This is a genomic window from Pantoea sp. X-Soil-TKNS-1211, from assembly GCF_059730495.1.
In genome coordinates this window covers 849,292-874,651 of sequence record NZ_AP035953.1, presented here as the reverse complement: position 1 = coordinate 874,651, position 25,360 = coordinate 849,292, and the positions used below count along the sequence as shown (strand labels likewise).

Sequence of the window (25,360 nt, the reverse complement as noted above, 5' to 3'; positions counted from 1 at the left end):
GCCCATGGCGCGATAAATCGCGCCGCTACGCCCGCCTTAGCAGCCAGATAAAGTAGGGCGCACCAAAGAAGGTGGCCATCAGCCCGGCCGGGATTTGATCCGGGAAGGCCAGCATCCGCCCGCACCAGTCGGCAAACACCATCAACCCCGCGCCGAGCAGACCAGCCATCATGACCTGTGGCAACGCACGGCGGAAGCCCAGCATGCGCACGATATGCGGAGCCATCAACCCGACAAAGCTTAACGGTCCAATGGTTAAGGTGGCAGCAGCGGTCAGTGCGGCCGCCAGCAGCAGCAGGGCGAGGCGCGAAGTCGTCAACGCCATCCCTGCCGAACGCGCCGTGGCACTGCCCAACGGCAGCAGCGTTAACCAGCGGCTCGCCAGCGGAGCCAACGCCACCAGCACCAGCGCGCATACCGCGCTTTGCCACGCCTGCTGCATGTTGATGTTATAGGTTGAACCGGAGATCCAACTGAGTAAGCCGCCCATGCGCGGATCACCACTCGCCATCAGCAGCATCAGCAACGTCACAAAGGCACTGTTCAGCGCCATTCCCGCCAATAACATCCGTTCCGGTGAAAAACCGCCACGGCTGGCTACCAGCATAATGATCAGCAGCGTTAACGCCGCCCCCAGCGCCCCTGCCGGTAACAACCAGGCTACCGCATTGCCGGGCACGAAAAACAGCATCACCACCACGCCACAGGCCGCACCAGAACTGATACCCAACACTTCCGGGCTGGCCATCGGATTACCGGTTAAGCGTTGAATCAACGCCCCGGCTACGCCAAGCATCAGCCCCACCACCAGTGCCGCCAGCACGCGCGGTGCACGCCACGGCAACAGTTGATGCAGCATATCGCCGCTGACCCACGCCCAGCCGTATGCATCACGCCCAAAGGTCACACCAACCAGGCCCAGCAGCGCTAAAATCACCACGCCGAACAGGCACCAACGCAGCACCGACTGGCGCTCAGCAGGCACCTTATCGCCCTGGTTCAATGGCGGCGGTACTGAACCGGTGCGCAGACGCGGCAGCAGCCAGAGCAGAATCGGCACGCCGATCAGCGCGGTTGCCGTACCGGTAGAAACTTCGCGCCAGTGGGTGGTCAGCCACAACACGCATTGATCCGCCAGCCACAGCAGCAACGCTCCAATCAGCGGGGCCAGCAACATCCGGCTGATTAAACGACGGCCACCGAGCATCTTCGCCAGTAGTGGCGCGAACAGGCCAATAAAACCGATGATACCGGCGACATTGACCAGTTGCGCGCTGAGCAGAATCGCCAGCGCCAGGGCCGCCACACGCGCCAGCGAGAGTGCCAGTCCGAGGTTTTTCGCGACGCCATCATCCAGCCCCATCAGGGTTAACGGACGCAGCAACGCTAAGGCCAGCACAAAAGCCAGCAACAAACGCGGCCACAGCAAGGCGACGTTGTGCCCATCCAGTTGATTGAGCGCGCCGGTGCTCCACAGGAACATATTTTGCAACTGATCGTGATTGAAGATGGCAAAGATTTGATTGACCGCGCCGACGTAGAGGCTGAGCACCAACCCGGCGAGAATCAAGGTCACTGGCGACAGCCGTTTGCCCCAGGCAACTCCGAAGACTAAAATGCCGACTAACACCGCGCCGCCCATCGCAGCGAACTGCTGGGTCACCGCACCGCCAGGCAATTGCCACAAGGTGGCGACCGTCAGGCCCAACTGGGCACCCGATGAAACACCCAGGGTGGTGGGTTCTGCCAGCGGATTGCGCAGCACCTGCTGAAACAACAAACCAGCAAGACCCAATCCTGCTCCAACCAGCAATGCCAGCGCGAGGCGAGACAACAGGCTGTGATGAAACACCACCTGTTGGATATTGTTGACGTCCGGCGCGGCAAACGCCTGTGCCCACTGCGTCATCGGCAAGGCCTGGCGGAAATTGATCAGAGTTAAGGCCAGCGCCAGCAAAAACAACGCACTCAATAGCGCGACGGAAAACAGACGATTGCGCATCAGTGCGACTCCAGCGCGTGTTCCAGCACGCGCACAAATTTCAGTGCCGAGTACGTGGCACCGTAATACCAGACGGCAGGCACGCGTTGAAAATGCCCGGCACGGATAAACGGCAGCGCCTGCCATAACGCCGTGCTCATCACTTCCTGCATCTGCAACTCATTATCATGGTCGAAGCAGATCACCGGCACATCACCCACTGCCGCCAGTCGCTCCAACCCGATGACCGCACTGCCCCAGAAATTGGTTTCACCCTGCCAGGCGCTTTGCAAGCCAAGATTGTCCATCACTTCCAGGAACAGGCTGCCTCTGCCGAAGGTGATGGCATGACGGCTGTCCAGCAACGACATCAGTAAAATCGGCTGTCCCGCCCAGGGTTTTAACCGCTCTCGCGCCGCCGCCAGCACGCCATCGACGTACTGCAAATGCTGTACCGCCTGCGCTTCACGACCAATGCGAGCGCCCAATTCATGTAGCGATTTTCTGGCGGTCGTTAACGGTTTGCCATCGCCACTGTTCAGATCAAACCCCATGATTGGCGCGATGCGCGACAACGTCTCAGGGGAAGGACCATAGCCATTGGAGTGCAGGATCAGCGAAGGCTTAAGCTGGGTCATCAGCTCCAGATTGGGTTCGGTACGCAAACCCAGATCGATAGTGGCGGCAGGCAGTTCCGGCTCTCCCACCCACACCCGATAGTTATGCATATCCGCGACGCCAAGCGGTGCCACACCCAGCGCCATCAGCAGTTCTGTGGGTAGCCACTCCAGCGCCAGAATACGCTGGGTATCCGGTAACGCCGCGTGTAACGGCGCAAGTTTCATTAACGGCGACAAGGCCAGCGCCGCCAGCAGACGACGGCGAGAAATATCCAGCATGCGAGCCTCAGTAAACGAAACTGACGGGCGCGCCGCCTTGCGGATGAGGCAGAATGCCCATCGGGATACCGTAAATGCTGCCCAGCACATCGGCCTGCATGATCACCTCCGGCCCGCCTTCGGCAATCATTTCACCACCGCGCAGCGCCACCAACTGGTCGCAATAACGCGCCGCCATATTGATATCATGCAGCACCGCAATCACTGTCAAGCCACGCTCCTGGCTGAGACGCTGAATTAACGCCAGCACCTCAACCTGGTGGGCAATATCCAGCGCTGAGGTCGGTTCGTCCAGCAGCAGGCAGCGGCTGTTTTGTGCCACCAGCATTGCCAGCCAGGCACGCTGACGTTCCCCACCCGACAGGCTGTCCACCAGCCGTCCGGCGAAAGGCTTCAGCCCGACCAGCGTAATCGCTTCCTCCACGCGGTCCCGATCTTCCTGACCGTAACGCCCCAGCGCCCCGTGCCACGGATAACGCCCAATTGCCACCAGCTCGCGCACCGTCATCCCTTCTGCTGCCGGTAACTGTTGCGGCAAATACGCCACCTGGCGGGCAAAATCCTTGCTGCCCCACTGCTCCACTGCTTCGCCGTTCAATAACACGCGCCCCTCACTGGCCGCCTGATGGCGTCCCAGCATTTTCAGCAATGTGGATTTGCCTGAACCGTTATGACCAATCAAGGCTGTCACTTTGCCCGGCGTGAAGGTCAATGAAAGCGGATGAAGCAGCGTGCGTCCTGGCACGCGAAAACTGACGTTGTCCAGCGTAAAGGTGGTTTCTTCGTGGTGCGGATGCTGCATGGTAATCCCTGGCGTTATGGGCGCAAATCGCGCCCTTTTCTATCAGAAGCGGAAAGTTGCTGTACCAACAATCTGGCGATCGCTGCCCCAGTAGCAGGCATATTCGCGGTAGCAACTGGCCACATACTCGCGATCAAACAGGTTGTTGACGTTAATACCCAGTGATGACCCCGGCAAGCCGAAACGTGCGAGATCATATTTCACGGCGGCATCAATCACGGTATAGCCCTTCACATCAAAGTTTTGGTTTACGTTATCGCCACTGCTGTACAGCCCTTTGCTGGCACCGGTATAACGCACACCGGCCCCCAGCGTCAGACCAGAAAGTGCGGTTTCGTGGAAGGTATAATCACTCCACAGCGACGCGGTTTGTTTCGGCACCTGGACCGGGGTTTTCCCTTGCAGCGTATTATCTTCCGTGTATTCCGCGTCGGTATAGCTATAACCCGCCGTCAGGTTGATATTGGCGCTCAGGGCGGCTTTGGCTTCCAGCTCCACCCCACGCGAACGGATCTCACCGCTCTGCACGCTAAAGTTGAGGTTATTCGGATCGGCGGTCAGGTTCTTGCTTTTGGTTAGCTGGTACACCGCTGCGGTGATAACAATCGGACGATCTTTCGGTACGTATTTCACCCCGGCTTCATACTGTTTGGCGCGCGAAGGATCGAACGGCTGCCCGCCTGCGGTGGTGCCCGGTGTCGGGATAAAGGATTCGCTATAGCTGAAGTATGGCGCGATGCCGTTATCAAATACGTAGTTCAGCCCCCCACGCCAGGTAAACGCCTGATCGTGGTTTTTCTCTTCGCTGTTGCCATCGCGGTTCAGTGCCGAGGTCATGGCGTAATCGTAGCGGCCACCCAGCGTCAGCACCCAGCGGTTCCACTCCATCTGATCCTGAGTGTAGAGACCGGTTTGCTCCTGGCGGTTCAGGTACTGATAAGGGAACGGCGTGCCCACCATCGCATCATTGCCGTATTGCGGATTGAACGGGCTAATCGGCGCGGCGCTACCAAACACCGCATCAATATCGTTACGGGTACGCTGGTAATCGACGCCCATTAACAGGGTATGATCCACAGCACCGGTAAGGAATTTCGCCTGTGCCTGTGTGTCTACCGCAAACTGATTGAGCTTCTCATTAGAACGCGCATACCCACGGTTAATCATCTCGGTCGAGGGATCGTAACCGCTACCATAGATGCTGAGATAATCAGTGCGCAGATCGGCATAGCGCAGGTTCTGACGTACCGTCCAGGTATCGTTGAAACTGTGCTCAAAGCTGTAGCCCACCATCTTGGTGTTGCGCGAAATCTTGTTGCTCGGCTCACCTTCATCAAAGTTGGTCGGCAGTTTGAACTGGCTGCCATCCGCACGGGTGATCGGCACCACGGTACCTTCACGCGGCAGCCAGCCGTAGTAACCGGTTTCCGGTTCGTTCTGGAAGTAGGTCAACAGGTCGAAACGGGTATTGGCATCGGGACGCCAGCTAAAGGAAGGCGCAATGGTGTAGCGCTTCTCTTTGTTCATCTCCTGTTGTGCATCCTGGCTGCGCGCCAGGCCGGTCAGACGATAGCTATACACGCCACTGTCATCCAGCGCGCCACCAAAATCAAAACCGGTAGAGAAGCGATTATCGGTGCCCATCTGGAACTGCACTTCGCGCAGCGTTTCTTCCGTTGGACGCTTACTCACCAGTGACACCACGCCACCTGGGTTGCTTTTGCCGTACAGCACCGACGCCGGGCCGCGCAGCAATTCCGCACGCTCAAGGAAATAAGGGTCGATAGCGAACTCAGAGTAGTTATCGCCCTGCAACTTCAGGCCATCAAGATACTGGTTAGTGTTGGTTTCACTAAAACCACGGATGGAAAAAGCATCGATCACATCCGAACTGCCACGATTATCCGTAATCCCTGGGGTGTAGCTGAATGCACGTTTCACCGATTCGACATTATGCATCGCCATCTCTTCCTGCGTCACCACCGAAACCGACTGCGGAGTTTTCTCAATAGGCGTGTCGGTTTTGGTGGCCGTCGCACTGCGCTTTGCAGCGATGGTCGGGGCCGGTCCCCATGCGCTCTCCTGAGGTGTCGCAGAATCACCGTCAGCGGTGACCACTACGGTATCTTCAGCCAGCGCTTGCGCGCAGAGCGTGCCAAACGTTAAGGAAATCAGTAACGCGAGCGGACGTTTGGTAGACGTACCGCGCTGAACATCAGAGGATAAACGCGCACTCATATCAGGAATCTCTCGAAAGTAGTCGACGGAGGCGAATGTAAACGAGAATGATTATTATGACGGTTGGAGTTTAGGCGATACTCTGCAAGATCCGCAAGATTTAAAGCCTGATGGCGGTGTGTTTGCCGCAAGATCGCTCATTTTCGCACATAAAAAAAGGGTGCCGGAGCACCCTTTTTTTAAGATTCAGCCACTTAGTTGTTGCCGAACATCTCTTTAATCCAGCCGGCCACACCGTTGCTGTCTTTCTGCTCTTCCTGCTGCTGTTGTTGCAACTGTTGCTGCTGTTGAACCTGCTGCTGCTGTTGCTGGCACAGTGAGTTCGGATCAAGCGTCCAGACCGGCAGTGAGCGCCAGGTACTGCTGCCGCTGCCACAGACAAAGTTACCCGCCGAATCGATGTTCATCTGAGTGATATCTTCCGGCGGCGTCAACACCAGCGGCATTGGAGCCTGGTTATCCAGATAGCGGCGATACAACTGCATGGCACCGCTGGCACCGTACAGCTTGGTGGTCTGGTTGTTATCGCGTCCCACCCAGGTGATCGCCACTTCTTTGCCGTCGATACCGGCAAACCAGCTGTCGATCAGGTCGTTGGTGGTCCCGGTTTTGCCCGCCAGATGTGCATTCGGGAAACGCGCGCCCAGCGCACGTGCCGTGCCGTGATCCGCCACCTGCTGCATGCTGTACAGCGTCAGATAGGCTGCCTGCGCCGGTTCCACACGCTGCGCCTGCGGGAAACTCTGGTACAGCACGGTGCCATCTTCGGCAATCACCGAGCGTACCGCCGACAGCTCGGCACGGTTACCGCCACTGGCGATGGACTGGAACGCCTGCGCCACTTCAATCGGTGTCAGGTTAAGCGCCCCGAGCAGCATGGCCGGCACCGGATGCAGCTGGTCTTTCGGCACACCGAGCTTAGCCCAGGTGTCAACCACCGAATTCAGCCCCAACGTCATACCGAGGTTCACTGTTGGCACGTTCATTGAGTTGGTCAGCGCATCGACCAGCATCACTTTACCGCTAAAGCGACGATCATCGTTGAGCGGCTTCCACACCGTGCCATTCGGCTGTTTCAGTGCGATCGGTTCATCAGCAATCCAGCTATTCAGACGATAGCTGTTCGGCTGGCTTAACGCGGTCAGGTAAGTGGCCGGTTTGGCCAGCGAGCCGATGGAGCGGCGCGCCTGCAACGCACGGTTATAACCGGCGAACTGGGGATCAGAACCGCCCACCATCGCGCGCACTTCACCACTGAAGCGGTCAACCACCACCATCGCGGTTTCCAGATCTTTCAGGCCACGCTGTTTTTTCAGCGTCGGAATGCCATCTTCAACCGCTTTCTCCGCCGCATCCTGCGAAATCGGATCTAGCGTGGTGAAGATCTTCACGCCGGAGAGATCTTTCACTTTATCACCGAGCTTCGCCTGCAACTCGTTGCGCACCATCTGCATAAAGGCTGGCTGCGGGGTAATCACTCCCCCTTTCGGCTGCACACCCAATGGGCGCGCCGACAGCATGTTGTAAAGATCTTCATCGATGATCTTCTGCTGTTGCAGCAAACGCAGCACCAGATTGCGGCGCTCCAGTGCCAGTTGTGGATTACGCCACGGGTTATACAGCGATGCACCTTTCACCATACCCACCAGCATCGCCTGCTGATCGAGGCTCAGTTCATCCACCGGGCGGCCAAAATAGTACAAACTCGCCAGCGGGAAGCCGCGGATCTGATCGTTACCCGCCTGGCCGAGATACACCTCGTTGAGGTACAGCTCCAGAATGCGGTCTTTGCTGTAGCGCGCATCCATGATCACCGCCATATAGGCTTCACGCGCTTTACGCCACAGCGAACGCTCGTTGGTGAGGAACAGGTTTTTGACCAGCTGCTGCGTCAGGGTACTGCCGCCCTGCACCGCTTTACCGGCGGTGATGTTGGCGAGAAACGCACGACCAATCGAGTACGGGCTGATGCCATCATGCTCGTAGAAATGGCGGTCCTCGGTGGCAATCAACGTATCCACCAGCAGGTCCGGGAAACCGGCACGTGGCACGAACAAGCGCTGCTCGCCGTTTGGCGACTGCAACATGGTAATTAAACGCGGGTCGAGGCGGAAGAAGCCAAAATCGCGGCCGGTTTCGAGGTTTTTAATCTCGCTAAGCTCGTCGCCGTTGAACGTCATGCGCGCACGGATCTGCCCTTCTTTACTGTCCGGGAAGTCAAACGGACGGCGCAGCAGGTCGATGGTGTTGCCTTTAACACTGAACTCACCAGGGCGGGTAATGCGTGACACTTCGCGATACTGCGTGCCTTCCAGCAGCGCAATCATCTCTTTTTTGTCATACGCCATGCCCGGTTCAAGGCTCACCATGCGGCCATAGACGGCAGCGGGCAGTTGCCACACTTTACCGTCAATACGGCTGCGGATTTCCGAGTCGAGATAGACACCCCAGGCGGCCATCACTACTACAAACACCAGAAATAGCTTGATGAACCAGCCTAACCAGCGACGTTTAGCGCGCGGTGGGCGCTTTCCTTTACCTTTACGTGGCACTGGCTCACTCTCCTCGTCATCATCAAAATCGTCCTGATCGATATCATCATCAAGTTCCCTGCGGCGACCCCGGCGCGCGCTGCTGCGCGGCGGTTTGGGCTGTTTTCCTTTGCGCCCAATCGGTTCGCGATCATTCCCAGACATGCTGTTATTCTCCAGGTATAGCTACGGCTGCGCCGTTACTCTAACTGCTTTCGCGTGCTGCGCATGGCAGAACCCTCTGAATTATCACCAGAGGTCACGATGAAAATTTCTTGGTCCGCCTCGTGGGTAAGGCGTTAGCCGGATCATCCGGCCAGGGATGTTTGGGATAGCGCCCTTTCATCTCTTTCTGCACTTCAGGATATGCCCCACGCCAGAACGCTGCCAGGTCACGGGTGATCTGCAACGGTCGGTGCGCCGGTGATAACAGTTCCAGCACCAGCGGTATCCGGCCATCGGCCACCGCAGGATTGCGCGCTTCACCAAACATCTCCTGAATACGCACCGCCAGCGCCGGGGGCTTCTCCGCATCGTAGCGGATTGGCAGGCGACTTCCGGTCGGCACAGTGTAATGAGTTGGCAGCACAGTATCCAGCCGCTGGCGTTGTGACCATGTCAGCAAATGTAATAATGCACTGACAAGATTGACGTTCTGCAACCCCTTCAGATCGCGCACCGTATCCATCTCCGGCAACAGCCACGCTTCCAGCGATTCCAGCAGGGTCTCGTCGTCAAACGCTGGCCACGTCTCTTCCGGCAGCCATTGTGCGGCGCAGTGCAGACGCAGACGCAGCTGTTCGGCTTCTGGCGTCCAACCCAGCACCGACAGACCTTTTTCCCGGATCCAACGCAGCATCGCCGCGTGCAACACCTCCGGCTCCGGGCGTGTCATCGGTTGTGCTTTCAGGACCAGCGCACCCGAGACTTCACGCCGCCAGGCACGCAGCGTGCCTTTTTCTTCATCCCACTCCACATCGGTGCGTTGTTCAACCAACTGTGGGCACTGCTGACGTAACATCTCAATCTCCACCGGCAATGCCAGCAAGATGCGCGCATCGGCGGCGCTGGCTCCTTGTAACAAGGACGGTGCGATCAGCCATTCGCTGCGACTCAGTCCATCCTGTTCATCCAGCATGGCCCCGATACCGTTCGCCAACTGATAACGGGCGCTGGTGCCGCGTCGCTGGGCCAGCCGGTCAGCAAACCCGGCCGCCAGCAACGCCGGGAAAAGATCGGCGTCAACATTGCCGCCGCGGGCATTGAGGCGCTGCTGCCACTGACGGGCGCGCCGTTGCCAGCTGGATTGAGGACGATGCAGCGCATCACGCAGGTCAGCGCTGCCGCTGCGCGGTGGATCCTCCAGAATCGCTACCAGCAAGGCCGCGCTGGCGATGGCATCCTGATTCGGTCCGGCAGAGCACAGCATGGCGCTCAACCGTGGATCGCTGCCCAGCTCAGCCATTTTGCGCCCGACAGCGGTCAGGCGACCAGCCTCATCCAGCGCCGCCAGCCGGGTCAGCAGCTCCCGCGCCGCTCGCAGATGGCGAGCCGGTGGCATATCCAGCCAGCTCAGCTGGGCCACATCCGGGCAGCCCCATTGCAATAAATCCATCTGCAACGAGGCGAGGTCGCTGTGCAGAATTTCCGGCTCGCTCTGTGCCGCCGCTCGGAGTGCCTGCTCCTGAGGCAGCAGATGCAGACAGATCCCCGGTTCCAGCCTTCCGGCACGTCCGGCGCGTTGTGTCATCGACGCCTGGCTGATGCGCTGAGTTTGCAACCGCGTCACACCGCTGCGCACCTCAAACTGTGCCGTTCGCTCCAGCGCGCTATCCACTACCAGGCGAATGCCTTCAATGGTCAGACTGGTTTCTGCGATATTGGTCGCCAGCACCACTTTGCGGCGACCTGGCGGTGACGGCAAAATCGCCCGCCGCTGCGCATCGAGTGACAACGCACCATATAAAGGAGAGAGATCGACATCCTCACTGACGCGCGCTTCCAGTTCGCGTTTCACCCGTTCAATCTCCGCCACACCCGGCAAGAACAGCAGCAATGAACCCGATTCTTCGCGCAACAGTTGCGCCACTTCACGTGCCACCGCTTCTTCAAAACGCAGCTGATTATTCAGGGAAGCAAAACGACGCGTCACCGGAAAGCTGCGGCCCTCGGAGGCAATAAACGGCGCATCCGGCAGCAGCGCACGCAGGCGATCGTTATCCAGCGTCGCCGACATCAGCAGAATCTTCAGATCCTCACGCAGCCCCTGCTGCACATCGAGCAGCAACGCCAACGCCAGATCGGCCTGCAAACTGCGTTCGTGGAATTCATCGAGGATCACCAGCGAAACACCTTCCAGCATCGGATCGCGCTGCAACATGCGAGTCAGGATACCTTCGGTGACCACCTCCAGCCGGGTGTTAGCCCCGCAGCAGTTTTCACCACGCATACGATAACCCACCGTGCCGCCTGGTTCTTCACCGAGCAGCTCCGCCAGTCGCTGCGCCACATTGCGCGCCGCGAGCCGCCTTGGCTCCAGCATAATGATGCGTCCGGGCAGCCGCGCCTGTTGCAACAGTTGCAAAGGTAGCCAGGTGGATTTGCCTGCGCCGGTCGGTGCCGCCAGCAGTACCTGTGGCGCTTGCGCCAGCGCAGCCAACAGCTCAGGCAGTACCTCACTTACCGGTAATTCACTCAAACTCAACTCCCTTTCTGCCTGTGCTAAGATGGCGCGCATTGTAACACCCAGCGCGGATTATCGGAGGCCACGATGACCACCCAACGTCTGTTTTTTGCGCTCGAACTGCCTGCGTCTGTGCAGCAGGATGTGGTGCGCTGGCGGGCTGAAAACTTTGCTGAAGACGCAGGCCGCCCGATAGCGGCAGCCAATCTGCATCTGACGCTGGCGTTCCTCGGCGAGGTCAGTGACGACACCTCACAGCGCCTGCAACAACTCGCCGGACGTATTATGCAGCCAGGTTTTGCTCTCGATTTAGATGATGCCGGACATTGGCCGCGTCCTGGCGTGGTGTGGCTGGGTTGTCAGCGCCCGCCACGGGGTTTGCTGCAACTGGCGAATCTGTTGCGCGCTCAGGCAGCACGACATGGCTGTGCGCAAAGCGCAACGTCGTTTCACCCGCACATCACCTTGCTACGCAACGCGGCGCACAAAGTTGCCCTTCCGCCGCGCGGTTTTCACTGGGGTTTTGATGTTAGCCATTTTGTCTTATGTTCATCGCGCTTCGAAAAAGGCCAAACCCGCTATCAGGCGCTGGCCCGCTGGCCGTTATCCACCCCGACAGGAGACTGAATGCTTTTCTCCCCACCACTTAAACCGGCCCGTTTAATCGCCCGTTATAAGCGTTTCTTAGCGGATGTGATCACCCCGGAAGGTGAGACGCTGACCATCCATTGTGCCAACACCGGCGCGATGACCGGCTGCGCTACGCCTGGCGATACGGTGTGGTATTCCACCTCAGACAGCCTCACGCGCAAATACCCCCACAGTTGGGAACTGACCGAAACCCAGCAGGGCCATTGGATCTGCATCAATACGCTGCGCGCCAATCAGTTGGTGAAAGAAGCGCTCAGCCTTGATGCTATTCCAGAATTATCCACTTATGACCACTGCCAGCCTGAGGTAAAATACGGCACGGAAAAAAGCCGAATTGACTTCCTGCTACAAGCGAAGGGCAGAGCGAACTGCTATATTGAAGTCAAGTCCGTCACCCTTTTACAGCATGGTAAAGGCTATTTTCCGGATGCGGTGACGACCCGCGGGCAAAAGCATCTGCGCGAACTGAGTCATATCGCGGCAGAGGGCCATCGGGCCGTTTTGTTGTTTGCCGTTTTGCACACGGGGATTGAGGACGTTTCCCCGGCGCGCCATATCGACGCGCAATACGCAGAACTACTGGCACAGGCGCAGCGGTGTGGCGTGGAAGTATTGGCGTATCAGGCTGACATATCCCCGCTAAAAATGTTACTGACGCGGCCGATAAGGGTAGAGTTGTAATATTCTTAGCAATTTGGTGTGATAGGAATGTTCCGAGCGGTGCGCTGAATACGCTGTTCCTCACAGGCTTGTCAAGGTGTGATCATGAATAATTGCCAACCTTGATTGCTTCTGCTATTTATAGCGGCCTGTTTTTTTCCCTGTTGGGAATCGATATACCCTAAGTAATTTGAGTGGCAGGAAGGTAGCGAGACAGAGCAGCCAACCCCCTGTAACTTGAAATATGTCGGGTGGTGCGTGTTATCCAGGAGAAACAACATGCAAGAAGGGCAAAACCGTAAAACATCGTCCCTGAGTATCCTCGCCATCGCTGGTGTGGAGCCGTATCAGGAGAAACCGGGCGAAGAGTATATGAACGACGCCCAGCTGAACCACTTCCGCAAGATTCTGGAAGCATGGCGCAATCAACTCAGGGATGAAGTTGACCGTACTGTGTCGCATATGCAGGACGAAGCTGCCAACTTCCCGGATCCGGTTGACCGTGCCGCGCAGGAAGAGGAATTCAGTCTGGAACTGCGTAACCGCGATCGCGAGCGTAAGCTGATCAAAAAGATCGAGAAGACGCTGAAGAAAGTGGAAGACGACGATTTCGGCTACTGCGAATCCTGTGGTGTAGAAATCGGTATTCGTCGTCTGGAAGCACGTCCGACCGCCGATCTGTGCATTGACTGCAAGACGCTGGCAGAAATCCGCGAGAAGCAGATGGCTGGCTAATGGCCGTGAACAGACTGTCGCCGCACAGCAGGGAAAACCACTGTTTTCCCGCCGTGCGGTGCACATTATAAAATGTCTAACCTTCCCTGTGTTGGGCGCTTTGCCCCCTCTCCCTCTGGTGAACTTCATTTTGGCTCGCTGATTGCTGCGCTGGGCAGCTACCTGAGTGCGCGTGCACAACAAGGGCGTTGGCTGGTACGTATCGAAGATATCGACCCACCGCGCGAAGTCCCCGGTGCCGCCAGCCGCATTTTACAGCAGCTGGAACACTATGGCTTACATTGGGATGGTGAAGTGCTGTGGCAGTCGCAGCGCCATGAGGCGTACCGTGAAGCCTTAAATTGGCTCCGCGAGCAGCGTCAGAGCTACTTCTGCACCTGTACCCGCAGCCGTATTCAGCAGTTGGGCGGATTTTATGACGGCCACTGCCGCGATTTGCGGCTCGGATCGCAAAACGCCGCATTACGCCTGCACCAGCATGCGCCGGTGTATGGTTTTGATGATCGTCTGCGTGGTCACCTGGTAGCCGATACCCGGCTGGCAGAGGAAGATTTTATTATTCACCGCCGCGATGGCCTGTTTGCCTACAATCTGGCGGTAGTGGTGGATGACCATTTTCAGGGGGTTAGCGAGATTGTGCGTGGCGCGGATTTGATTGAGCCAACGGTACGCCAGGTCGCCCTGTATCAACAGTTTGACTGGTCAGTGCCTGAGTATCTGCATTTGCCGCTGGCGGTAAATGCAGATGGCAACAAATTATCCAAGCAGAACCATGCCCCCGCGCTGCCAGCGGGCGATGCACGACCGTTGCTGGTGCAGGCGTTAAACTTTTTGGGTCAACCAGTATCAAGGGGTTGGCAGGATGAATCACTGGATTCCCTGTTAAAACAGGCGATCGACAGATGGAATATCCGTCTGATCCCACTGGAAAACGCCCTGAAGCCGGATGAAACGACAACGCCATTCTCAAATGGTTCGCAACAGGCTATGATTAGCCGCTGATTTTACCAACACCATTAATGTCACTGCCGAGGTGTCCCATTTTTACCCGAGTCGCTAATTTTTGCCGGAGAGTCCTCAAGCGTGACGAGGAGGCGCCTGAAGAGGTGGAAACCGAAAGTCTGATGACCGTCATTCCCCGTGAAAGCCACAACATCTCACGCAAAGATATCAGCGAAAATGCCCTCAAAGTGCTGTATCGCCTGAACAAAGCCGGTTACGAAGCCTACCTGGTAGGTGGCGGCGTGCGCGATTTACTGTTGGGTAAGAAACCCAAAGATTTCGATGTCACCACCAACGCCACCCCGGAGCAGATGCGTAAACTGTTCCGCAACTGCCGTCTGGTCGGTCGCCGTTTCCGCCTGGCTCACGTGATGTTTGGGCCGGAAGTGATCGAAGTCGCGACTTTCCGTGGCCATCATCAGTTAGAGGAAGTCGAGGAAGAAGATCGCAACAGCTCACAACGTGGACAAAACGGTATGCTGCTGCGTGATAACATCTTTGGCAGTATCGAAGATGATGCCCAGCGTCGCGATCTCACCATCAATAGCCTGTATTACAGCGTGGCGGATTTCACCGTCCGTGATTACGTTGGCGGTTTGCAGGATCTGCAACAGGGCATTATCCGCATGATTGGCGATCCGGAAACGCGCTATCGCGAAGACCCGGTACGTATGCTGCGCGTGGTGCGTTTTGCCGCCAAGCTGGAGATGCGTATTGCCGCAGAAACCGCCGAGCCGATTCCGCGCCTTGCCACTCTGCTGCATGACATTCCGCCTGCGCGCCTGTTTGAAGAATCGCTCAAGCTGCTGCAAGCCGGTTATGGCTTCCGCACTTATCAGATGATGCGCGAGTATCAACTGTTCCAGCCGCTGTTCCCGACGCTGACGCGTGGCTTCACCGAACACAGCGACAGCTCGATGGAGCGCATGCTGGCACAAGTGCTGAAAAACACCGATACCCGCTTACAGAATGATATGCGCGTCAATCCGGCGTTCCTGTTTGCCGCGATGTTCTGGTATCCGCAGTTGGAATCTGCCGAGCAGATCGCCCAGGAAAGCGGCCTGACCTATTACGATGCCTTTGCCCTGGCGATGAACGAAACGCTGGATGAAGCCTGCCGCGCGCTGGCGATTCCGAAGCGCATCACCACGCTGATTCGTGATATCTGGCAGTTGCAACTGCGTATGTCGCGCCGTCATGGCAAACGTGCATGGAAGCTGATGGAACATCCTAAATTCCGCGCCGCGTATGATTTGCTGGCGTTGCGTGCCGAGGTGGAAAATAACCCGGAACTGCAACGTCTGACACATTGGTGGGGCGAGTTCCAGGCCGCAGCGCCAACGCAGCAGAAAACCATGCTGAATACGCTGGGTGATGATCCGGCACCGCGTCGTAAACCACGCCGTCCACGTCGCCGCCCTGCTGCCCCGCGCAGCAACAGCGCGCCATGACCCGCGTCTATCTCGCTTTAGGCAGTAACCTCGCCGACCCGCTGCATCAGGTTGATGCAGCGCTGGCGGCGCTGGATGCGTTGCCGCAAACCACCCGTGTTGCCACGTCGTCGCTGTATCGCACCCCGCCCTACGGTCCGCCGGATCAACCGGATTACCTGAACGCAGTGGTGGCGCTGGAGACGGAACTGGCAGCGGAAACCTTGCTCGACCATACCCAGCGCATTGAGCTGGAACATGGCCGGGTGCGCAAAGCCGAACGCTGGGGACCCCGCACCCTTGATCTGGATATCCTGCTGTTTGGCGACGCGGTGATTAACACATCGCGCCTGACGGTGCCGCATTACGACATGCACAACCGCGCGTTTATGCTGCTACCGCTGCTGGAGATCGCCCCTCAGCAGACCTTACCCGATGGCACCCCACTCGCTCCTGTGCTGGCGGCGCTCGACCAAAGCGCGATTCGTTACTGGTCTGAATAACCCGGCAAAATCGCACGCCAGTCATATCACCTGCACCGCCAATCCTTTACACTGCGCCCATCAGAAAATACTGAGAGAGTGCGATGAAACCCACAACCATCTCCCATTTACGCCAGTGGAAAGCCAGTGGCCGCAAATTTGCCACGCTGACGGCCTATGACTTTAGTTTTGCTCGCCTGTTCGCTGACGAGGGCATTCAGGTGCTGCTGATCGGTGATTCGCTTGGCATGACGGTACAGGGCCATGAATCGACCCTGCCGGTGACGGTCGCCGATATTGCCTATCACACCACCGCGGTGCGTCGTGGCGCGCCTCAGGCACTGGTGATGGCTGATCTGCCGTTTATGAGTTATGCCACGCCTGCGCAGACCTTTGACAATGCGGCACAACTGATGCGTGCCGGGGCCAATATGGTCAAACTGGAAGGCGGTGCCTGGCTGGCAGAAACCGTGCAGATGCTGACTGAACGTGCCGTGCCGGTATGTGGCCATCTCGGCTTAACGCCGCAGTCGGTAAATATCTTTGGTGGCTATAAAGTGCAAGGCCGTGACGAAGCCGGTGCCGAGCGCCTGCTGGCGGATGCGCTGGCGCTGGAAGCGGCGGGTGCGCAGTTGTTGGTGCTGGAATGCGTACCTGTAGCGCTGGCAGAACGCGTCACCAAAGCGCTGGCGATTCCGGTCATCGGTATCGGCGCAGGTAATGTCACCGATGGACAAATTCTGGTAATGCACGATGCCTTTGGTATTACCGGCGGCCATATCCCGAAGTTTGCCAAAAATTTCCTCGCGGAAACCGGCGACATTCGCGCGGCGATTCGCCACTATATTGCCGAAGTTGAGGCGGGCAGCTATCCGGCCGCCGAACACAGTTTCCAGTAAATCAGGAGATGTGCAGTGCTGATCATTGAAACACTGCCGATGCTGCGTCGCGAGATTCGTCGCTGGCGGCAGGAAGGCAAACGTATCGCGCTGGTGCCTACTATGGGCAACCTGCATGATGGACACTTAACGCTGGTCGATGCCGCACGTGAGCGCGCCGACATCGTGGTGGTGTCGATTTTTGTGAACCCGATGCAGTTTGATCGTCCCGACGATCTGGCGCGCTACCCGCGTACCTTGCAGGACGATTGCGAAAAACTAAATCGCCATAGCGTGGACCTGGTGTTCGCGCCGGCACCGGCTGATGTCTACCCCAAAGGTCTTGAGACTCAGACCTTTGTTGAAGTACCTGGACTCTCTGAACTGCTGGAAGGTGCCAGCCGTCCTGGGCATTTCCGTGGTGTCTCCACCATCGTCAGCAAGCTGTTCAACCTGGTGCAACCCAATATCGCCTGTTTTGGTGAAAAGGATTTTCAACAGTTGGCTATCATCCGCAAAATGGTGGCGGATATGGGCTTCGACATCGAGATTGTTGGCGTGCCAACGGTGCGTGCCAAAGATGGTCTGGCGCTCAGTTCTCGCAATGGTTATCTCACCACCGATGAGCGTAAACTGGCACCCGGTTTAAGCCAGGTGATGAATAGCATGGCTGAGCGTCTCAGCAATGGCGAACGCCATGTAGAAGAGATTATCGAGACTGCCGAACAGACGCTGCGTGAGAAAGGTTTCCGCCCGGATGGTCTGGCGATTTGCGATGCCGAAACGCTCCAGCCGCTGACCGTCGATAGCCAGCGGGCCGTGATTCTGATGGCCGCCTGGCTGGGCAACGCCCGTCTGATTGATAATCAGCAAGTGGATCTGACCCAGTAAGGGATCATTTTTATAAGGTTATACCGCTATGATTCGTACCGTATTACAGGGCAAGCTGCATCGCGTCAAAGTGACCCAGGCAGACTTGAATTACGAAGGTTCCTGCGCCATTGACCAGGACTTTCTTGATGCCTCTGGCATTCTGCAATATGAAGCCATCGACATCTACAACGTCACCAACGGCCAGCGCTTCTCCACCTACGCCATTGCCGCCGAACGTGGCTCAAAGATTATCTCCGTCAACGGTGCCGCAGCACGCTGCGCCTGCGAAGGCGACATCATGATCATCTGTTCTTACGTGCAGGTGGAAGATGAAGTAGCCCGCAGCTGGCAGCCGAAAGTGGCCTATTTTGAGGGCGATAACGAAATGAAACGCATCGCAAAAGCGCTGCCGGTGCAGGTCGCCTGATAACCTCTGATGCGCCGTAGCGGCGCGATTTATCGCGCGTTTTTTCCGGCAACACGCACGGAATTGCGCGATGAATCGCGCCGCTACAGGCGCAGAAAATATTAGCTGCGCAGTCCCCGCCCACGCTGGATCAGCACATAAACCACCGCATAAAACACCACGATAAATGCCACCAGCACCGACAGGGTTAACTCCAGCGGTACATCATGGATGCCAAGGAAACCATAGCGGAAGCCACTGATCATATACACGATCGGATTCAGCTTAGACACCGCCTGCCAGAACGGCGGCAGCAGCGCCAGCGAGTAGAACACCCCACCGAGATAGGTCAACGGCGTCAGCACGAAGGTCGGAATCAGGCTGATATCGTCAAAGGTGCGGGCAAACACCGCGTTGAGCAAACCGGCCAGCGAGAACAGAATCGCCGTCAGCAGCAGCGTGACCGCCACCATCGTCCACGAATAGACCTGGAACGGGACAAAGAACAACGATATTGCCGTCACCAGAATCCCGACACAGACACCGCGCGCCACGCCACCACCGACATATCCGGCAATGATAATGTGCGTCGGCACTGGTGCCACCAGCAGTTCTTCAATGTTGCGCTGAAACTTAGCGCTAAAGAACGAGGACGCCACGTTGGCGTAAGCGTTGGTGATCACCGCCATCATGATCAGACCCGGCACGATAAATTGCATGTAACTGAAGCCATGCATATCGCCGATGCGCGAACCGATCAGGTTGCCGAAGATAATGAAGTACAGCGTCATAGTGATCACTGGCGGCACCAGCGTCTGAATCCAGATACGGGCGAAACGGTTAATCTCTTTGGTCCAGATGCTTTTGAGCGCCACCCAGTATAAATGCGTCATGCTTTGGCTCCTGTTTTTCCCTGCACCAGGCTGACAAACAGCTCCTCAAGGCGGTTGGCTTTGTTACGCATACTCAGTACCTGCACACCCTGCGCGCTGAGCTGACTGAAGACGCTGTTTAGCCCCTGCTCACGCATCACCTCGACTTCCAGCGTTGAGGTATCGACAAGGCGATACTGGAAACCCTCCAACTTCGGCAGCGGGCTGCGCGGCGCTAAATCGAGGATAAAGGTTTCGGATTGCAGCTTGGAGAGCAACCCTTTCATCGAGGTATTTTCCACCAGCTCACCGCTCTGGATAATGCCGATATTGCGGCACAGCATCTCCGCCTCTTCCAGGTAATGGGTGGTCAGAATGATGGTGGTGCCCTGCGCATTCAGTTCCTTCAGGAAAACCCACATGGAGCGGCGCAACTCGATATCAACACCGGCGGTCGGCTCGTCGAGGATCAGCAACTTAGGTTCGTGCATCAGTGCGCGGGCGATCATCAGACGGCGTTTCATCCCACCGGACAACATCCGCGCACGTTCGTTGCGTTTACCCCACAGATCGAGCTGTTTCAGGTATTTTTCGGCGCGGCTATTCGCTTCACGACGTTCCACACCATAGTAACCGGCCTGATTGACCACAATCTGCAAAACGGTCTCAAACGGGTTGAAGTTGAATTCCTGCGGCACCAGTCCCAGCTGACGCTTGGCGTTGACCACATCTTTTTGCAGGTCATAACCGAACACGCGCACGCTGCCGCCAGATTTATTCACCAGCGAGCTGATAATGCCGATGGTGGTGGACTTACCGGCACCGTTCGGCCCCAGTAAGGCATAAAAATCACCTGCTTCTACGCTGAGATCGATCCCTTTCAGCGCCTGTACGCCGCCGGGATAGGTCTTGGTCAGCCCGGAAAGTTCCAGTGCATAAGTCATTGCGAATCCATACCTTGTTGTAATCAGAAATGAGTGACCAGGTGATAAAAGTCGTGAATTTAAAGGAGTTTAGCAGAGATTATGTTACCACTCAGCGCAGCGCGGGGAAACGCGTGCAGAGCTACCCGCCAGCCACTGGCCGACGGGCTGCGCATCTTATCGCAGGCGGGAAAGGTTAGCCTTGGGTGATTGTGCGGTTACTCGTCCAGCAGCACCACTTTGCCGATGTACGGCAGATGACGGTAGCGCTGGGCGTAGTCGATACCAAAACCGACGACAAATTCATCTGGAATGGCGAAGCCAACATATTCCACGGTGACATCCACTTCACGGCGTTCCGGCTTGTCCAGCAGGGTGCAGATCGCCAGCGAGTGGGGTTCGCGCAGACGCAGGATCTCGCGCACTTTGCTCAGGGTGTTGCCGGAGTCGATGATGTCTTCGACGATCAGCACATCCTTGCCACGAATGTCTTCATCGAGATCTTTCAGGATCTTCACATCACGGGTGCTGGACATGCCGCTGCCATAGCTGGAGGCCGTCATAAAGTCGACTTCGTGCGGCACTTCAATGGTGCGGCACAGATCGGCCATAAACATAAAAGAACCGCGTAGCAGCCCGACCAGCACCATTTCGCGGCCGCTGTTGCGGTAATGGTCGCTAATCTGTTTGCCCAGTTCGGCAATACGCGTTGCGATCTCCTGTTCAGAGATCATCACGTCGACGGTGTGTTTCATTGCATTCAGCCCGGTTAGGTGACTCAGAAAGCCACGCAGTCTATCATAGTCCAATTAAGCGCTGACGCCGCGCACACAACGCAAACGTTACCGTGGCGAAAAATATTGCTCTGACGTTAACTGTATAAAAAGCGCCCAGCCCCTCTACCCTGCCAACCCGGAGACGTTATGACCTCTTCATCCAGCAAAAAATCGCCGCCTGGCCACTCTTCGCTCCATCCCGAAACACAAATGCTGAATTATGGTTACGACCCACGCCTGTCGGAAGGGGCGGTTAAGCCGCCGGTGTTTCTCACCTCCACCTTTGTGTTTAATAGCGCCGAAGAGGGAAAAGATTTTTTTGATTTTGTCGCTGGACGCCGTGAACCTCCCGAAGGCAAGAGCGGCGGCCTGGTCTACTCACGCTTCAATCATCCTAACAGCGAAATTGTTGAAGATCGGCTGGCAATTTACGAAGGAGCAGAACGCGCCGCCCTGTTCTCTTCCGGCATGGCGGCGATTGCCACCACCTTGCTGACCTTTGCCCGACCAGGTGAGGTGATTTTGCATTCACAGCCGCTGTACGGCGGCACCGAAACCCTGTTGAGCAAGACGTTGCATAATCTCGAAATCAAAGCGGTTGGCTTCAGCGATGGCACCGATGAAGAGAAAGTCCACGAAGCTGCCAAACTGGCCTGGCAACGGGGACGCGTGGCGTTGATTCTGGTGGAAACCCCTGCCAACCCCACCAACAGCCTGGTGGATATTGAATTGATGGTGGAAGTCGCCGAGGTGATTGCTCAGCATCAGGGATCGCGCCCGATTATTGCCTGTGATAACACCCTGCTGGGTCCGATTTTTCAGCGCCCGCTGGAACAGGGGGCTGACCTGTCGCTCTATTCATTGACCAAATATGTTGGTGGTCACTCGGACCTGATCGCTGGTGCTGTGCTGGGCAAAAAAGCGTTGATCGACCAGGTACGCGCGCTGCGTAGTGCCATCGGCACCCAGCTTGACCCGCATTCCAGTTGGATGATTGGCCGTTCACTGGAAACGCTGTCGCTGCGCATGGAGAAAGCCGCGCACAACGCAGCGTTAGTCGCGGCGTTTTTGCGTGATCAACCGCAGGTGGAAAAACTGCACTGGCTCCCCTTCCTGGATAAGAACAGCAGCGCCGGGGAAACCTATCGTCGTCAGTGCTTTGGCGCAGGCTCAACGTTCTCGTTTGATATTCGCGGCGGTCAGTCAGCCGCCTTCCGTTTCCTCAACGCCCTGAATCTGTTCAAATTGGCGGTCAGCCTTGGCGGCACAGAATCACTCGCCAGCCATCCGGCCAGCACTACCCATTCGGGCGTCGCCGCCGAGATACGCCAGCGCATTGGTATCACTGACGCTACCGTACGGTTATCCATCGGCATCGAACATGCCGATGATTTAATTGAAGATATCCGCCTGGCGTTGGCCGGTTAAGTCACGGTGAAGCCGAGCATCATGCCGGTGTCTTCATGTTCCAGCAGGTGACAGTGCGCCATATACGCGTGTTCGGCGCTGGCAACGTAATTGAAGCGCACCAACACTTCACTGCGCCAACCGTCGACGCTGACCATATCTTTCCAACCCTGACGATGCGGAGCCGGCGGCTTGCCGTTTTCTGACAGAATACGGAACTGGGTGCCGTGGATATGGAACGGATGCAGCATGCTGTCGCCTTCGCCTGAAATGGTCCATTTTTCCAGGCTGCCGAGCTTCGCATCGAACATCGGTTTGGTCATATCAAAAGCAACACCATTGATTTTGTTGCCATTATGGAAGTCATAGCCGGGTACAGCGCTACCATGCCCGCTGTGATCCATCTGCATCCCCCCCATGTCCATCTTCATGTCCATCGGTTTTTTGTCTGCAGGCATTGCCATGCCGTGATGATTGCCCATCGCTTTCGCACCGTAACGATCCATTAGCGTCTGCATCCCCAGGCTGTCGAGTTGCGGATCCATCATCAGTTGCAACCAACGGGTTTGCAGCCCTTCGGTCGCCGGTACTGGCGGCAGCTCCACCAGTTTGTCCGGCAGCGCGCCACTTGCCATCACGCGCAGCGGCAGGATGTTCACCAACGGCAGTGGCTGGTCGAACGGGGCCAGCATCATGCCCATCTGTGTCACCGGCAGTGTCACCATATCAAACGCTTTGCCGTCGGAGGTGTCCACCATCACCTCAAAACGCTCGCCGGGCAGCAGCGGCAGGCTCTCCACCTTCACCGGTTCCGCCAGCAGACCGCCATCGCTACCAATCACGTAAAGCGGGCGTTTATCACTGGTGGCGATATGCAGCGAACGGGCGTTACAACCATTCAGCAAACGCAGCCGCAGCCAGCCACGCGGCACCGCATGTTGCGGATACTGCGCGCCATTGGTGAGCATCATGTCGCCGAACCAGCCCACCGCCGCACGCATAATATCGAGCTGATAATCGATGCGACTGCCATCTTTCGTCAGCAGCTTGTCCTGGAAAATCAGGGGCACGTCGTCAACACCCCACTGGATCGGCAGACGCAATTTGCCGGATACCTCATCCTCAAGCAGCACCAATCCCGCCAACCCCTGAGCCACCTGATGGCCGGTTTTGCCATGCTGATGCGGATGGAACCAGCAGGTTGCAGCGGGTTGATCCGGGGTGAAGCTTACCTGGCGGGTCGCACCGGGCGCAATGATCGCCTGCGGGCCGCCATCCACCGTGCCGGGGATTTCCAGCCCGTGCCAGTGCACGGTCGTCGCTTCCGGCAGACGGTTATGGATATTGACGTTTACCGGTTTGCCGCGCTGCAACGTAATCGCAGGACCGAGCAGACTGCCGTTGTAACCCCAGGTCGGCACCGATTTACCGTTCCATTGGCTGCTGCCAGCCTGGGCGATCAGGTTATAGGTGCCATGTGCGTCCGCTTCCAGCAGCGCGGGGATTGGCAACAACGGGCGCGTGGCGGCCATCAGTGAGCGGCTCCACATCGGCAGGGCACCTGCTGCACTAAGGGCGGCAGTCAGCTTGAGAAAATGACGACGTTGCATATTCATATCCTTATTGTGCATAAGACTTCAGCGTAAACCTTGCCCCTGCGGGAGGGTCAAGCCCTGACGCAACAGACGGCGAAAAAAAGTACAGGCCGCAGCCTGGCGGCAAATTTATCGGAATCCTGCCATTATCTGTGCTAACGTCAGTTTATTGTCCCTTGTTGAGAATGATTATGACGAAAAGCATCAAGATCCTGCTGCTGGCGGGACTCCTTGGCTTCTCCTCCACCAGCTTTGCACTGAGCGAATCCGAAGCGGAAGATCTGGCCGATCTCACTGCGGTGTTTGTTTATCTGAAAAATGATTGCGGCTATCAGGACTTACCTGATGCACAGATTCGCAAAGCGCTGGTGTTCTTCGCCCAGCAAAATCGCTGGGATTTGAGTAACTACAGCACCTTCAATATGAAAGCGCTCGGCGAAGACAGCTACAAAGATTTGAGCGGCATCGCCATCACCAATGACAAAAAATGTAAGTCACTGGCGCGCGACTCGTTAAGCCTGCTCGCCTACGTCAAATAACCCGCCGCCCGCTCTCCTGCTGAACATTTGACCGTGCAACCACGGTCATAATTCGCTATGATTTGCCGCCCATTTTCATGGCGATGTCATCACAGGAGAGCCTCTATCATGGCCCAAAATGAAATGTGGTATGAAACCCTTCATGCCGGTTTCGGACAGTATTTCACGGTGGAAAAGGAACTTTACCGCGACAAGACTGCGCACCAGGATTTAGTCATCTTTGAAAATGCGGCGTTCGGTCGCGTTATGGCGCTGGACGGCGTGGTACAAACCACCGAGCGCGATGAGTTTATCTATCATGAAATGATGACCCATGTGCCGATTCTGGCGCACGGAGCGGCAAAACGCGTGCTGATCATTGGTGGCGGCGATGGTGCCATGCTACGCGAGGTGTCACGTCATGCCAGCATCGAACAGATCACCATGGTGGAGATCGATGCCGGGGTAGTGAACTTCTGCAAACAATATCTGCCCAACCACAGCGCCGGTGCTTATGACGATGCGCGTTTGCAACTGGTGATTGATGATGGTGTCAACTTCGTCAACCAGACGCAGGAGAAATTCGATGTGATCATCTCTGACTGCACCGATCCAATCGGTCCCGGAGAGAGCCTGTTCACCTCAGAATTCTATGCCGGTTGCAAAAACGCCCTCAACCCGGGCGGTATTTTTGTGGCGCAGAACGGTGTCTGCTTTTTGCAGCAGGACGAAGCGATCAACAGCCATCGCAAACTCAGCCACTACTTTTCCGATGTCAGCTTCTATCAGGCAGCGATTCCGACCTATTACGGCGGCATCATGACTTTTGCCTGGGCGAGCGACAATCCGGCGCTGCGTCAACCCGATAGCGCTACCTTGCAGTCGCGTTTTGCGGCCGCTGGCCTGAACTGCCGATACTACAATCCGGCAATCCACACTGGCAGCTTTGCCCTGCCACAATATCTGCTGAATGCCCTGTCAGACGCGTGCTGATTGGATATTTAGAAGGGGGTGAACA

General features: G+C 57.0%; 22 protein-coding genes. 12 read left to right on the top strand and 10 right to left on the bottom strand.

Annotated features, from left to right (window positions below):
- Positions 1-25 precede the first annotated feature (25 nt).
- The 6 genes from fhuB to hrpB form a co-directional block, all read right to left on the bottom strand.
- Positions 26-2,002: a Fe(3+)-hydroxamate ABC transporter permease FhuB gene (gene fhuB / locus AC6I8W_RS03875; RefSeq protein ID WP_497837058.1), complete on the bottom strand. Its 1,977-nt coding sequence runs from the start codon at positions 2,000-2,002 to the stop codon at positions 26-28.
- Positions 2,002-2,880, bottom strand: coding sequence for a Fe(3+)-hydroxamate ABC transporter substrate-binding protein FhuD (fhuD, locus tag AC6I8W_RS03870; protein ID WP_497837057.1), 879 nt, complete (start codon positions 2,878-2,880; stop codon positions 2,002-2,004). The genes fhuB and fhuD overlap by 1 nt, the downstream gene beginning before the upstream one ends.
- A gap of 7 nt (positions 2,881-2,887) precedes the next feature.
- Entirely contained in the window at positions 2,888-3,682 is a 795-nt protein-coding gene (fhuC, locus tag AC6I8W_RS03865) for a Fe3+-hydroxamate ABC transporter ATP-binding protein FhuC (RefSeq protein ID WP_480368447.1), read from the bottom strand.
- Positions 3,683-3,724: 42 nt separating this feature from the next.
- The gene (gene fhuA / locus AC6I8W_RS03860; protein ID WP_497837056.1) at positions 3,725-5,920 is read right to left on the bottom strand and encodes a ferrichrome porin FhuA; all 2,196 of its coding nucleotides are present in this window, start codon (positions 5,918-5,920) and stop codon (positions 3,725-3,727) included.
- Between the two features lie 194 nt (positions 5,921-6,114).
- Complete coding sequence (mrcB, locus tag AC6I8W_RS03855) at positions 6,115-8,616, bottom strand: bifunctional glycosyl transferase/transpeptidase (protein ID WP_497837055.1); 2,502 nt, start codon at positions 8,614-8,616, stop codon at positions 6,115-6,117.
- 94 nt (positions 8,617-8,710) lie between these two features.
- A complete protein-coding gene (hrpB, locus tag AC6I8W_RS03850; RefSeq protein ID WP_497837054.1) occupies positions 8,711-11,188 on the bottom strand; it encodes an ATP-dependent helicase HrpB in 2,478 nt (825 codons plus the stop codon).
- 33 nt (positions 11,189-11,221) lie between these two features.
- Between hrpB and thpR the strand changes: the two genes are divergently transcribed.
- From thpR to panD, 9 genes are all read left to right on the top strand, one after another.
- Positions 11,222-11,761 (top strand): RNA 2',3'-cyclic phosphodiesterase, encoded by a 540-nt coding sequence (gene thpR / locus AC6I8W_RS03845; RefSeq protein WP_497837053.1) that lies wholly within the window; start codon positions 11,222-11,224, stop codon positions 11,759-11,761.
- Complete coding sequence (gene sfsA, locus AC6I8W_RS03840; RefSeq protein ID WP_497837052.1) at positions 11,762-12,466, top strand: DNA/RNA nuclease SfsA; 705 nt, start codon at positions 11,762-11,764, stop codon at positions 12,464-12,466.
- Positions 12,467-12,724: 258 nt separating this feature from the next.
- Entirely contained in the window at positions 12,725-13,180 is a 456-nt protein-coding gene (dksA, locus tag AC6I8W_RS03835; RefSeq protein WP_480368435.1) for an RNA polymerase-binding protein DksA, read from the top strand.
- 72 nt (positions 13,181-13,252) lie between these two features.
- Positions 13,253-14,182: a tRNA glutamyl-Q(34) synthetase GluQRS gene (gene gluQRS / locus AC6I8W_RS03830; RefSeq protein ID WP_497837051.1), complete on the top strand. Its 930-nt coding sequence runs from the start codon at positions 13,253-13,255 to the stop codon at positions 14,180-14,182.
- A 38-nt stretch (positions 14,183-14,220) separates the two neighbouring features.
- Positions 14,221-15,633, top strand: coding sequence for a polynucleotide adenylyltransferase PcnB (gene pcnB / locus AC6I8W_RS03825; protein WP_497838098.1), 1,413 nt, complete (start codon positions 14,221-14,223; stop codon positions 15,631-15,633).
- Positions 15,630-16,115: a 2-amino-4-hydroxy-6-hydroxymethyldihydropteridine diphosphokinase gene (gene folK, locus AC6I8W_RS03820; RefSeq protein WP_497837050.1), complete on the top strand. Its 486-nt coding sequence runs from the start codon at positions 15,630-15,632 to the stop codon at positions 16,113-16,115. The genes pcnB and folK overlap by 4 nt, the downstream gene beginning before the upstream one ends.
- Positions 16,116-16,198: 83 nt before the next feature.
- Positions 16,199-16,993: a 3-methyl-2-oxobutanoate hydroxymethyltransferase gene (gene panB / locus AC6I8W_RS03815; RefSeq protein ID WP_497837049.1), complete on the top strand. Its 795-nt coding sequence runs from the start codon at positions 16,199-16,201 to the stop codon at positions 16,991-16,993.
- A 15-nt stretch (positions 16,994-17,008) separates the two neighbouring features.
- Positions 17,009-17,863, top strand: a complete 855-nt coding sequence (gene panC, locus AC6I8W_RS03810; protein WP_497837048.1) for a pantoate--beta-alanine ligase — start codon at positions 17,009-17,011, stop codon at positions 17,861-17,863.
- Between the two features lie 28 nt (positions 17,864-17,891).
- Positions 17,892-18,272, top strand: coding sequence for an aspartate 1-decarboxylase (panD, locus tag AC6I8W_RS03805; protein ID WP_013507914.1), 381 nt, complete (start codon positions 17,892-17,894; stop codon positions 18,270-18,272).
- Between the two features lie 101 nt (positions 18,273-18,373).
- Here panD and AC6I8W_RS03800 read toward each other — a convergent pair whose 3' ends face one another.
- The 3 genes from AC6I8W_RS03800 to hpt all read right to left on the bottom strand — a co-directional run bounded on the left by AC6I8W_RS03800 (position 18,374) and on the right by hpt (position 20,801).
- Positions 18,374-19,144, bottom strand: coding sequence for an ABC transporter permease (locus AC6I8W_RS03800; RefSeq protein ID WP_480368422.1), 771 nt, complete (start codon positions 19,142-19,144; stop codon positions 18,374-18,376).
- A complete protein-coding gene (locus AC6I8W_RS03795; protein WP_497837047.1) occupies positions 19,141-20,067 on the bottom strand; it encodes an ABC transporter ATP-binding protein in 927 nt (308 codons plus the stop codon). Before AC6I8W_RS03795 ends, AC6I8W_RS03800 begins: the two co-directional genes overlap by 4 nt.
- 197 nt (positions 20,068-20,264) lie before the next feature.
- Entirely contained in the window at positions 20,265-20,801 is a 537-nt protein-coding gene (gene hpt / locus AC6I8W_RS03790; protein WP_021184693.1) for a hypoxanthine phosphoribosyltransferase, read from the bottom strand.
- A 168-nt stretch (positions 20,802-20,969) separates the two neighbouring features.
- On the opposite strand from hpt, the gene AC6I8W_RS03785 reads away from it, so the two are divergent.
- On the top strand, positions 20,970-22,250 hold the full coding sequence (locus AC6I8W_RS03785; protein ID WP_497837046.1) for a cystathionine gamma-synthase family protein: 1,281 nt from the start codon (positions 20,970-20,972) through the stop codon (positions 22,248-22,250).
- Here AC6I8W_RS03785 and cueO read toward each other — a convergent pair.
- Positions 22,247-23,839 carry a multicopper oxidase CueO gene (gene cueO / locus AC6I8W_RS03780; protein WP_497837045.1) on the bottom strand — a complete coding sequence of 531 codons (1,593 nt, stop codon included), beginning with the start codon at positions 23,837-23,839 and terminating at the stop codon, positions 22,247-22,249. The two genes, AC6I8W_RS03785 and cueO, sit on opposite strands and share 4 nt — an antisense overlap.
- Before the next feature lie 176 nt (positions 23,840-24,015).
- On the opposite strand from cueO, the gene AC6I8W_RS03775 reads away from it, so the two are divergent.
- Both AC6I8W_RS03775 and speE read left to right on the top strand, forming a co-directional pair.
- Positions 24,016-24,363: a YacC family pilotin-like protein gene (locus AC6I8W_RS03775; protein ID WP_013507908.1), complete on the top strand. Its 348-nt coding sequence runs from the start codon at positions 24,016-24,018 to the stop codon at positions 24,361-24,363.
- 108 nt (positions 24,364-24,471) lie between these two features.
- Positions 24,472-25,335, top strand: a complete 864-nt coding sequence (speE, locus tag AC6I8W_RS03770) for a polyamine aminopropyltransferase (RefSeq protein WP_497837044.1) — start codon at positions 24,472-24,474, stop codon at positions 25,333-25,335.
- Positions 25,336-25,360: the final 25 nt, after the last annotated feature.

What these genes read in the sequence shown, in the direction of transcription:
- hrpB (WP_497837054.1), bottom strand. Translation starts at nt 11,188, where the DNA reads ATGCGCGCCATCTTAGCACAGGCAGAAAGGGAGTTGAGTTTGAGTGAA.
- panD (WP_013507914.1), top strand. Translation starts at nt 17,892, where the DNA reads ATGATTCGTACCGTATTACAGGGCAAGCTGCATCGCGTCAAAGTGACC.
- folK (WP_497837050.1), top strand. Translation starts at nt 15,630, where the DNA reads ATGACCCGCGTCTATCTCGCTTTAGGCAGTAACCTCGCCGACCCGCTG.
- AC6I8W_RS03785 (WP_497837046.1), top strand. Translation starts at nt 20,970, where the DNA reads ATGACCTCTTCATCCAGCAAAAAATCGCCGCCTGGCCACTCTTCGCTC.
- AC6I8W_RS03795 (WP_497837047.1), bottom strand. Translation starts at nt 20,067, where the DNA reads ATGACTTATGCACTGGAACTTTCCGGGCTGACCAAGACCTATCCCGGC.
- hpt (WP_021184693.1), bottom strand. Translation starts at nt 20,801, where the DNA reads ATGAAACACACCGTCGACGTGATGATCTCTGAACAGGAGATCGCAACG.
- fhuD (WP_497837057.1), bottom strand. Translation starts at nt 2,880, where the DNA reads ATGCTGGATATTTCTCGCCGTCGTCTGCTGGCGGCGCTGGCCTTGTCG.
- AC6I8W_RS03800 (WP_480368422.1), bottom strand. Translation starts at nt 19,144, where the DNA reads ATGACGCATTTATACTGGGTGGCGCTCAAAAGCATCTGGACCAAAGAG.
- cueO (WP_497837045.1), bottom strand. Translation starts at nt 23,839, where the DNA reads ATGCAACGTCGTCATTTTCTCAAGCTGACTGCCGCCCTTAGTGCAGCA.
- AC6I8W_RS03775 (WP_013507908.1), top strand. Translation starts at nt 24,016, where the DNA reads ATGACGAAAAGCATCAAGATCCTGCTGCTGGCGGGACTCCTTGGCTTC.
- fhuC (WP_480368447.1), bottom strand. Translation starts at nt 3,682, where the DNA reads ATGCAGCATCCGCACCACGAAGAAACCACCTTTACGCTGGACAACGTC.
- mrcB (WP_497837055.1), bottom strand. Translation starts at nt 8,616, where the DNA reads ATGTCTGGGAATGATCGCGAACCGATTGGGCGCAAAGGAAAACAGCCC.
- fhuB (WP_497837058.1), bottom strand. Translation starts at nt 2,002, where the DNA reads ATGCGCAATCGTCTGTTTTCCGTCGCGCTATTGAGTGCGTTGTTTTTG.
- fhuA (WP_497837056.1), bottom strand. Translation starts at nt 5,920, where the DNA reads ATGAGTGCGCGTTTATCCTCTGATGTTCAGCGCGGTACGTCTACCAAA.
- sfsA (WP_497837052.1), top strand. Translation starts at nt 11,762, where the DNA reads ATGCTTTTCTCCCCACCACTTAAACCGGCCCGTTTAATCGCCCGTTAT.
- thpR (WP_497837053.1), top strand. Translation starts at nt 11,222, where the DNA reads ATGACCACCCAACGTCTGTTTTTTGCGCTCGAACTGCCTGCGTCTGTG.
- panB (WP_497837049.1), top strand. Translation starts at nt 16,199, where the DNA reads ATGAAACCCACAACCATCTCCCATTTACGCCAGTGGAAAGCCAGTGGC.
- gluQRS (WP_497837051.1), top strand. Translation starts at nt 13,253, where the DNA reads ATGTCTAACCTTCCCTGTGTTGGGCGCTTTGCCCCCTCTCCCTCTGGT.
- speE (WP_497837044.1), top strand. Translation starts at nt 24,472, where the DNA reads ATGGCCCAAAATGAAATGTGGTATGAAACCCTTCATGCCGGTTTCGGA.
- dksA (WP_480368435.1), top strand. Translation starts at nt 12,725, where the DNA reads ATGCAAGAAGGGCAAAACCGTAAAACATCGTCCCTGAGTATCCTCGCC.